7 protein-coding genes are annotated in these 8741 nt (G+C 70.9%); 6 read left to right on the top strand and 1 reads right to left on the bottom strand.

All coding sequences use genetic code 11. The features are described 5' to 3' along the window. The 4 genes from odhB to SM757_RS34180 form a co-directional block, all read left to right on the top strand. Positions 1-762, top strand: a 762-nt coding sequence (odhB, locus tag SM757_RS34165; protein ID WP_322468742.1) for a 2-oxoglutarate dehydrogenase complex dihydrolipoyllysine-residue succinyltransferase, incomplete at its 5' end; no start/stop codon positions are given. Positions 763-882: 120 nt separating this feature from the next. Next, positions 883-2310 carry a dihydrolipoyl dehydrogenase gene (gene lpdA / locus SM757_RS34170; RefSeq protein WP_322468743.1) on the top strand — a complete coding sequence of 476 codons (1428 nt, stop codon included), beginning with the start codon at positions 883-885 and terminating at the stop codon, positions 2308-2310. A gap of 66 nt (positions 2311-2376) precedes the next feature. After that, positions 2377-3474 (top strand): cell division protein ZapE, encoded by a 1098-nt coding sequence (gene zapE / locus SM757_RS34175; RefSeq protein WP_066342480.1) that lies wholly within the window; start codon positions 2377-2379, stop codon positions 3472-3474. 49 nt (positions 3475-3523) lie between these two features. Next, positions 3524-5617: an ATP-dependent DNA helicase gene (locus SM757_RS34180; RefSeq protein WP_322468744.1), complete on the top strand. Its 2094-nt coding sequence runs from the start codon at positions 3524-3526 to the stop codon at positions 5615-5617. 83 nt (positions 5618-5700) lie between these two features. On the opposite strand, the gene SM757_RS34185 is transcribed toward SM757_RS34180, so the two are convergent. Then, entirely contained in the window at positions 5701-6468 is a 768-nt protein-coding gene (locus SM757_RS34185; RefSeq protein ID WP_238455980.1) for an outer membrane protein assembly factor BamD, read from the bottom strand. 119 nt (positions 6469-6587) lie between these two features. Here SM757_RS34185 and SM757_RS34190 point away from each other — a divergent pair, with 119 nt between their 5' ends. Both SM757_RS34190 and scpB read left to right on the top strand, forming a co-directional pair. Further along, positions 6588-7547, top strand: a complete 960-nt coding sequence (locus SM757_RS34190; protein ID WP_322468745.1) for an RluA family pseudouridine synthase — start codon at positions 6588-6590, stop codon at positions 7545-7547. Positions 7548-7869: 322 nt separating this feature from the next. Beyond that, positions 7870-8598 (top strand): SMC-Scp complex subunit ScpB, encoded by a 729-nt coding sequence (scpB, locus tag SM757_RS34195; RefSeq protein ID WP_084268002.1) that lies wholly within the window; start codon positions 7870-7872, stop codon positions 8596-8598. Positions 8599-8741: the final 143 nt, after the last annotated feature.

Below are 8741 nucleotides of genomic sequence, written 5' to 3' on the forward strand. Positions count from 1 at the left end.
GCCGCCGCCGTGGCCAAGCCGCTGCCGCCCGTGGCCGCCCCCGTGGCCGCCAACCTGGGCGACCGCCCCGAGCAGCGCGTGCCCATGAGCCGCCTGCGCGCCCGCGTCGCCGAGCGCCTGCTGCAGTCCCAGGCCACCAACGCCATCCTGACCACGTTCAACGAGGTCAACATGGCCCCGGTCATGGAGATGCGCAAGAAGTTCCAGGACAAGTTCGAGAAGGAACACGGCGTCAAGCTGGGCTTCATGAGCTTCTTCGTGAAGGCCGCCGTGGCCGCGCTCAAGAAGTACCCCGTGCTCAACGCCTCGGTGGACGGCAACGACATCGTCTACCACGGCTACTTCGACATCGGCATCGCGGTGGGCTCGCCGCGCGGCCTGGTGGTGCCCGTGATCCGCAACGCCGACCAGCTCAGCTTTGCCGACATCGAGAAGACCATCGCCGAGTTCGGCAAGAAGGCCAAGGACGGCAAGCTGTCGCTGGAAGAGCTCACCGGCGGCACCTTCTCCATCTCCAACGGCGGCACCTTCGGCTCCATGCTGTCCACGCCCATCATCAACCCGCCGCAGTCGGCCATCCTGGGCGTGCACGCCACCAAGGACCGCGCCGTGGTGGAAAACGGCCAGGTGGTGGTGCGCCCCATCAACTACCTCGCCATGAGCTACGACCACCGCATCATCGACGGCCGCGAGGCGGTGCTGGGCCTGGTGACGATGAAGGAAGCGCTGGAAGACCCGGCGCGCCTGCTGTTCGACATCTGATCGAGCTGCGTCCCCTCTGACGTCCCCCGGGCGCGCCGTCCCCTTTGACGGCGGCGCGCCGGCCCGCCGCGCAGCCTTTTCTTGCGCGGCAGGTTCCTTCAGCGCACCACGGCACACCTCATGAGCAAGAACTTCGACGTCGTCGTCATCGGCGGCGGCCCCGGCGGCTACATCGCCGCCATTCGCGCGGCCCAACTGGGCTTCAACACCGCCTGCATCGACGAGTGGAAGAACGCCGCCGGCGGCCCCGCGCCGGGCGGCACCTGCACCAACGTCGGCTGCATTCCCTCCAAGGCCCTGCTGCAGTCCAGCGAGCACTTCGAGCACGCGGCCAAGCACTTCGGCGACCACGGCATCAGCCTGGACAACCTGAAGATGGACGTCGCCAAGATGGTGGGCCGCAAGGACACCGTCGTGAAGCAGAACAACGACGGCATCCTGTACCTGTTCAAGAAGAACAAGGTCACCTTCTTCCACGGCCGCGGCGCCTTCGGCAAGGCCGTCGAGGGCGGCTACGAGATCAGCGTCGCCGGCAAGACGGCCGAGACCCTCACGGCCAAGCACGTGATCCTGGCCACCGGCTCCAACGCCCGCGCGCTGCCCGGCGCCCCGTTCGACGAGGAGAAGATCCTCTCCAACGACGGTGCGCTGCGCATCGGTGCCGTGCCCCAGAAGCTGGGCATCATCGGCGCCGGCGTGATCGGCCTGGAGATGGGCTCGGTGTGGCGCCGCCTGGGTGCGGACGTGACGATCCTCGAAGGCCTGCCCACGTTCCTGGGCGCCGCCGACGAGCAGATCGCCAAGGAAGCGCACAAGGCCTTCACCAAGCAGGGCCTCAAGATCGAGATGGGCGTGAACATCAGCGAGGTCAAGGCCGAAGGCGAGGGCGTGGCCATCGCCTACGCCGACGCCAAGGGCTCCGCCAAGTCGCTGGTGGTGGACAAGCTGATCGTGTCCATCGGCCGCGTGCCCAACACCATCGGCCTGAACCCGGAAGCCGTGGGCCTGCAGCTCGACGAGCGCGGCGCCATCGTGGTGGACGGTGAGTGCCGCACCAACCTGCCCGGCGTGTGGGCGGTGGGCGACGTGGTGCGCGGCCCCATGCTGGCGCACAAGGCTGAGGAAGAGGGCGTCGCGGTGGCCGAGCGCATCGCCGGCCAGCACGGCCACGTCAACTTCGACACCATCCCCTGGGTCATCTACACCAGCCCGGAAATCGCCTGGGTGGGCCAGACCGAGCAGGCGCTCAAGGCCGCGGGCCGCGCCTACAAGGCCGGCACCTTCCCCTTCCTGGCCAACGGCCGCGCCCGCGCTTTGGGCGACACCACCGGCATGGTGAAGTTCCTGGCCGACGCGACGTCGGACGAGATCCTGGGCGTGCACATCGTGGGCCCCATGGCCTCCGAGCTGATCTCCGAGGCCGTGGTGGCCATGGAGTTCAAGGCCAGTGCCGAGGACATCGCCCGCATCTGCCACGCGCACCCGTCGCTGTCCGAGGCGACCAAGGAAGCCGCGCTGGCGGTGGACAAGCGCACGCTCAACTTCTGAGCCCTGCGCTGAACAAGGGGCCCTGCGGGGCCCCTTTCAGTTTCCGAAGTGAATCGAGGCATCACCGTGGCTGTCCGAGCCCTCTACGAACAGACGCTGGCCGAGCGCGGCTTCAAGACCGACGAGGCGCAGTTGCGCGCCATCGCGGCGCTGGAGCGCTGCGAGAACGAGTGGATCGCCTACAAGGCGCGGCGCAGCAACGCCATCGCCAAGCTGATCCGCCGCCCCCCCATCCCGCGCGGCGTCTACATGTACGGCGGCGTGGGCCGGGGCAAGAGCTTCCTCATGGACTGCTTCTTCCAGTCCGTGCCCCTCAAGCGCAAGACGCGGCTGCACTTCCACGAGTTCATGCGCGAGGTGCACCGGCAGCTCCAGGAGCTCAAGGGCACCGTCAACCCGCTGGACGAGCTGGGCAAGCGCATCGCGCGGCGCTACCGGCTCATCTGCTTCGACGAGTTCCACGTGGCCGACGTGACGGACGCGATGATCCTGCACCGGCTGCTGGAGGCGCTGTTCGCCAACCGCGTCTCCATCGTCACCACGTCCAACTTCCACCCCGACGGGCTGTACCCCAACGGGCTGCACCGCGACCGCATCCTGCCCGCCATCGAGCTGCTCAAGGCCCACATGGAGGTGCTCAACGTGGACGCGGGCACGGACTACCGGCGGCGCACGCTGGAGCACGTCAAGCTCTACCACTGCCCGCTGGGCCCGCAGGCCGACGCCGAGATGGCCGCCGCCTTCGAGGATCTGGCCGAGGCCAAGGAAGAGGACCCGGTGCTCAACATCGAGCAGCGCGTGCTGCAAGCGCGCCGGCGTGCCGGCGGCGTGGTGTGGTTCGACTTCCAGACGCTGTGCGGCGGCCCGCGCTCGCAGAACGACTACCTGGAAATCGCCAGCCGCTTCCACACCGTGATGCTGTCGGACGTGCCGCACATGCCGGTGCGCAAGGCCAGCGAGGCCCGGCGCTTCACGTGGCTGGTGGACGTGCTCTACGACCGGCGCTGCAAGTTCATCCTCTCGGCCGCCGTGCCGCCGGAAGCGCTCTACACCGAAGGGCCGCTGTCGCACGAGTTCCCGCGCACGGTGTCGCGCCTCAACGAGATGCAGTCCAGGGAGTTCCTGGAGCTGGAGCACCGGGAGGTGGATACGTCGCTGACGTGAGCCGAGGCCGTGCGCGGCCCCGCCGCCCGCACCTACACTGCGCGCCCTCATGCCGACCGCCACACCCCCCGACATCCCTCCCGCCGACGCGGCCGCCCACGACGCCGCCGGCGGCGCGCTGTCGCAGGCGGTGGAAAAAGCCTTCAGCGCCGAAGGCGCGCTGGCGAAAGCCGACCCCGCCTACGTCCAGCGCCCGGCCCAGCAGCAGATGGCGCTGGCCGTCGCGCAGGCCATCGAGCAGCGCGAGGCGCTGGTGGCCGAGGCCGGCACGGGCATCGGCAAGACCTTTGCGTACCTCGTCCCGCTGTTGCTTTCCGGCGCGCGGGCGCTGGTGAGCACGGCCACCAAGAGCCTGCAGGACCAGCTGTTTCTGCGCGACCTGCCGCGGCTGCGTGCCGCGCTCGGCCAGCCGGTGAGCCTGGCGCTGCTCAAAGGTCGCGCCAGCTACCTCTGCCGCCACCGGCTCACGCTCGCGCGCGAGGCCGAAGCCGACGCCCGCACCCAGCGCGCCCTGGCCCGCATCGAGCTGTGGGCGCAGGCCACCGTCAGCGGCGACCTGGCCGAGCTGGATCTGCTGGATGAGCGCTCGCCGCTGCTGCCGCTGGTGAGCTCCACGCGCGACAACTGCCTGGGTGGCGAGTGCCCGCAGTTCACGCGCTGCCACGTGATGAAGGCGCGGCGCGAGGCCGTGGGCGCCGACGTGGTGGTGGTCAACCACCACCTGTTCTTTGCCGACCTGGCGCTGCGCGACAGCGGCGTGGCCGAGCTGCTGCCCACGGTGGACGTGGCGGTGTTCGACGAGGCGCACCAACTCGTGGAGGCCGGCGTGCAGTTCCTGGGCACCACGCTGGGCAGCGCGCAGCTCATCGACTTCGCCCGCGACCTGCGGCTGGAGGGCGCGCAGCCCGCGCGCGGCCTGGCCGACTGGGACGCGCTGGCCAACCGCGTCGAGAACGCCGCGCGCGAGCTGCGGCTGCGCGCGGCCGGCGCGCAAGGGGGCGGCCGCATGTCGCTGCGCCTGGCCTGGACGGACCGCGCCGGCGACGCCGCCTTCCAGGGCGCATTGGAAAGCGTGGAAAAGGCCTGCAAGGCGGCGGCGGAGGCGCTGGAGCCGCTGGCCGCCAGCGGCCCGGACCTGATGCGGCTGTCGCAGCGCGCGTTGTTGCTGGCCGAGCGCGCGGCGCGCTTCGCCGTGCCCGGCGAGCCGGACCAGGTGCGCTGGATAGACCTGGGGACGTCCCAAGCCCGGCTGGTCGAGTCGCCGCTGGACATCCGCAGCGCGCTCACGCAGCAGCGCGGGCTGGGCCGCAAGGCCTGGGTCTTCACGTCGGCCACGCTGGGGGCGGACGCGAAGCTCTCCTGGTTCACCGGCAGCACGGCGCTGGAGGACGCGCGCGTGCTGCGCCTGGACAGCCCCTTCGACTACGCCGCCCACGCGCGGCTGTGGATTCCCGAGCGCTTTGCCGCCGCGGGCAGCGAGCCGCATGCGCCGGCTGTGGGCCGGCTGGCCGCGCGCCTGGCCAGCGCCCTGGGCGGGCGCACCTTCGTGCTGACCACCACGCTGCGCGCGCTGCAGGGCGTGGCCAACGCGCTGCGCGAGGCGCTGGCCGAGGCCGGCGTGGCGATGGAGGTGCTGGTGCAAGGGGAGCTGCCCAAGCGGCAGCTCGTGAAGCGGTTCCTGGACCAGCCTGCTTCCGTGCTGGTGGGCTCGGCCAGCTTCTGGGAGGGCATAGACGTGCCCGGCGACGCGCTGCAGTGCGTGCTGATCGACAAGCTGCCTTTTCCGCCGCCGGGCGACCCGCTGGTGGAAGCGCGCGTGGCGCAGATCGAGGCCCGGGGCAAGAGCGCCTTCAACGAGTACTTCCTGGCCGAGGCCGCCGTGTCGCTCAAGCAGGGCGCGGGGCGGCTGATACGCAGCGAGCGCGACCGCGGGCTGCTGGTGGTGTGCGACCCGCGCCTGGCGCTCAAGGGCTATGGCGCCCGGCTGCGCCGCGCGCTGCCGCCCATGGCGCGGCTCAAGGAAGAGGGCGAGGCGCTGGCCTGGCTGCGCGAGCTGGCGGCTGAGCGCGCGGGCCCCGGCGGCGCGGCGGGAGCGCCGGAGTCCGTGCCGGACGAGGCGCCTCAGGAGCGCGGCGCGGCTTGAGCGCGGGCCTGGCAGCTGCGCCGGACAAGAAAAAACCGGCCCGCGGGCCGGTTCTCGTGAGGGCGCGAAGCCTTCCCTTCAGCTCACCACACCTGCCACCAGGGCTTCTTGGACGCGGCGGGCGCGCCGGTGACGAAGCGGCTGTCGGGATAGTTCTGCTTGAGCACGCGCTGGGCGTCGTCGCGCAGTTGGGGCAGCTCCAGGCGGTCGTAGCTCTGGGCCATGATGAAGAGGGCTTCCTCGATGGCCGGCGTCTGCGGGTAGTCCTTGATGGCCTGCTGCGCGCGGTTGGCGGCCGCGACGAAGGCGCCGCGCCGGTAGTAGTAGCGCGCGACGTGGATTTCGTAGGCGGCCAGCGCATTGACGATGTAGTCCATGCGCGTGCGGGCTTCGACCGAGTACTTGGACTGCGGGAACTGGTCCACCAGCTGCTTGAAGGACTGGTAGGCGTCGCGTGAGGCCTGCTGGTCGCGCTCGGAGAGCTCCTGGTTGGTGAAGCGGCCCAGGATGCCCAGGTTGTCGTTGAAGTTCACGACGCCGCGCAGGTACAGCGCGTAGTCCAGCGCGGGGCTGGAGGGGTTGAGCTTGATGAAGCGGTCCAGCGTGGCCAGCGACTCGGCGCGCTCGCCGGTCTTGTAGCGCGCGTAGGCCAGGTCCAGCGTGGCCTGCTGCGACAGCAGCGTGCCGGCGGCGCGGCCTTCGACGCGCTCCAGCGTCTTGATGGCGCGCTCGTAGCTGCCGGTGGACATGTCGTCCTTGGCGTCTGCGTACAATTTTTCGACCGCTGTCGTCGACAGCGGATCCTCCTTCGTGGTGCCGCAGCCTGCCACCAGCAGGGCGCCCGCCAGCATGGCCGCACAGGCCGGTGCCCCATGCGCCCAACGGCGCCTCCAAGAAGAAAAGCTCATCTGATGCAGCGGCCGCCGCGCGCAGCGCGCGTGTGCCGTCAGTCCAAGGAAACGCGAATTGTATGGTTGACCCTTTGCCCGCCCCGGCGACCGAGGACGAGGCTCTCGACGAAGAGCAGCACGAGTGGCGCGAGCGCGAGGTGGACGCCTCGCTGCAGGGCCTGCGCCTGGACAAGGCGCTGGTGCTCATGGCCGGCGAGTTCTCGCGCAATCACCTGCAGGGCCTCATAGAGCGCGGCCACGTGTGGCTGGACGGCCAAGTGGCGCGCACGGCCTCGCGCGGCATGAAGCTGGGCCAGCGCATCCGCATGGAGCTGGTGCCCACCGAGGAAAGCCGCGCCTTCAAGGCTGAGGCGCTGCCGCTTTCCATCGTGTTCGAGGACGAGCACCTGATTGTCCTCTCCAAGCCCGCCGGCATGGTGGTGCACCCGGCCGCGGGCAACTGGTCCGGCACGCTGCTCAACGCGCTGCTGGCGCACCACGCGGGCGCGGCGCGGCTGCCGCGCGCGGGCATCGTGCACCGGCTGGACAAGGACACCTCCGGCCTCATGGTGGTGGCCAAGACGCTGCCGGCCATGACGGCGCTGGTGCGCGCCATCGCCGCGCGCGAGGTCGGCCGCCAATACCTGGCGCTGGCGCACGGCGTGCCGCGCGAGAGCGTCTTCACCGTGGAGGCGCCCATTGGGCGCGACCCGCGCTCGCGCGTGCGCATGGCCATCGTGGCCTCCGGCAAGCCCGCGCGCACCGACTTCGAGCTGCTGGCCGCGGGGCAGGGCGCCTGCGCGTTGCGCTGCACGCTGCACAGCGGGCGCACGCACCAGATCCGCGTGCATGCGGCCTCGCGCGGGCTGCCGCTGCTGGCCGATGCGGTCTATGGCGGCGCGCCGCTGCTGGGCATGCAGCGCCAGGCGCTGCATGCGGCGCGGCTGCGCCTGGAGCATCCGGTGCTGGGCGGCGAGCTGGCTTTCGAGCAGCCGCCGCCGGCCGATTTGGCCGCGGCGCTGCAGGCCCTGCAAAACTGAGCACTACGCCACGGGATTTGCCCTGGGCGACGCCCCAGTGCAACACCCAGCCCTTGACAGTGGCAAAGGGCATGCGCTGCGGGGTTACAATGTTTCGATTCGCGCGCGGCCTGAGCCCGACTCCCTGGTGCCTCCAGCCGCTAGCCGCCTGATCCTGATCCTTGAAGCCCCGCGCCCGAGCGCCGGTCCAGACCGCTGCAGCCGGGTCCGGCCCCCAGGTCCGAATCCTTCGCCGGCAGCTCCTTGATGGAGCGGCCCGCCCTTCGACCCTTGAACGTCGTGTGATGTCCGACGCTGCCGCCTTCGGCACCCCGAGACCTTGATGAACACCCAGGATGCCAAGCGCGTCCTTGAAACCGCTTTGATCTGCGCGCAGCAGCCGCTGCCGCTGCGCGAGTTGCGCCTGCTGTTCGACCAACAGCTGGGCGCCGATACGCTGCGCGCGCTGCTCGACGAGATCGCCCGCGACTGGCAAGGCCGCGGTGTCGAGCTGGTCACGCTGGCCTCAGGCTGGCGTTTCCAGAGCCGCCCGGAAATGCAGCCCTACCTCGCGCGGCTGCAGCCCGAGAAACCGCCGCGCTACTCGCGCGCGGTGATGGAGACGCTGGCCATCATTGCCTACCGGCAACCGGTGACGCGCGGCGACATCGAGGACATCCGCGGCGTCACCGTGGGCACGCAGGTCATCCGCCAGCTCGAAGAGCGCGGCTGGATTGAAGTCATAGGCCACCGCGAGGCGCCGGGGCGGCCTGCCCTGTACGCCACCACGCGCCAGTTCCTGGACGACCTGGGCTTGGGCGGCCTGGACGGGCTGCCGCCGCTGGAGGCCCCCGGCGCGCTACCGCAGGCGCTGGAGTCCCCCCTGCAGGCCGCGCTGGCGCAGCAGTTGCCGCTGCTCCAGGCGTCGCCGCAAGTGCCTGCCCAAGAGCCCGTTGAAGAGCCCGTCGAAGGGCCCGTTGCCGCTGCTGCGCCTGATGCGCCGGCCGCCGGCGCCACCACCGAACCCCCGCCGGCCATCGCAACGGCCGAAACCACCCCTCCGCAGCCATGAATTCCCAAGACGCTGACAACCCGTTGAACCCCGCCGCTGCCGAGGACGGCGCAAGCGCGCCCACCGCGCCGCGCAAGCGCGCCCCGGCCCGCAAGCGCGCCGCGCCCAAGGCCGCTGCCGCCGCCGAGGCCGTCGTGGCCGAG

It is taken from the genome of Azohydromonas lata, from assembly GCF_034427735.1.
Lineage (GTDB): Bacteria > Pseudomonadota > Gammaproteobacteria > Burkholderiales > Burkholderiaceae_C > Azohydromonas > Azohydromonas lata.

Bases quoted from the DNA above. Each gene is read 5' to 3' on its own strand.
- lpdA (WP_322468743.1), top strand. From the start codon at position 883: ATGAGCAAGAACTTCGACGTCGTCGTCATCGGCGGCGGCCCCGGCGGC.
- SM757_RS34180 (WP_322468744.1), top strand. From the start codon at position 3,524: ATGCCGACCGCCACACCCCCCGACATCCCTCCCGCCGACGCGGCCGCC.
- SM757_RS34190 (WP_322468745.1), top strand. From the start codon at position 6,588: ATGGTTGACCCTTTGCCCGCCCCGGCGACCGAGGACGAGGCTCTCGAC.
- scpB (WP_084268002.1), top strand. From the start codon at position 7,870: ATGAACACCCAGGATGCCAAGCGCGTCCTTGAAACCGCTTTGATCTGC.
- SM757_RS34185 (WP_238455980.1), bottom strand. From the start codon at position 6,468: ATGCTGGCGGGCGCCCTGCTGGTGGCAGGCTGCGGCACCACGAAGGAG.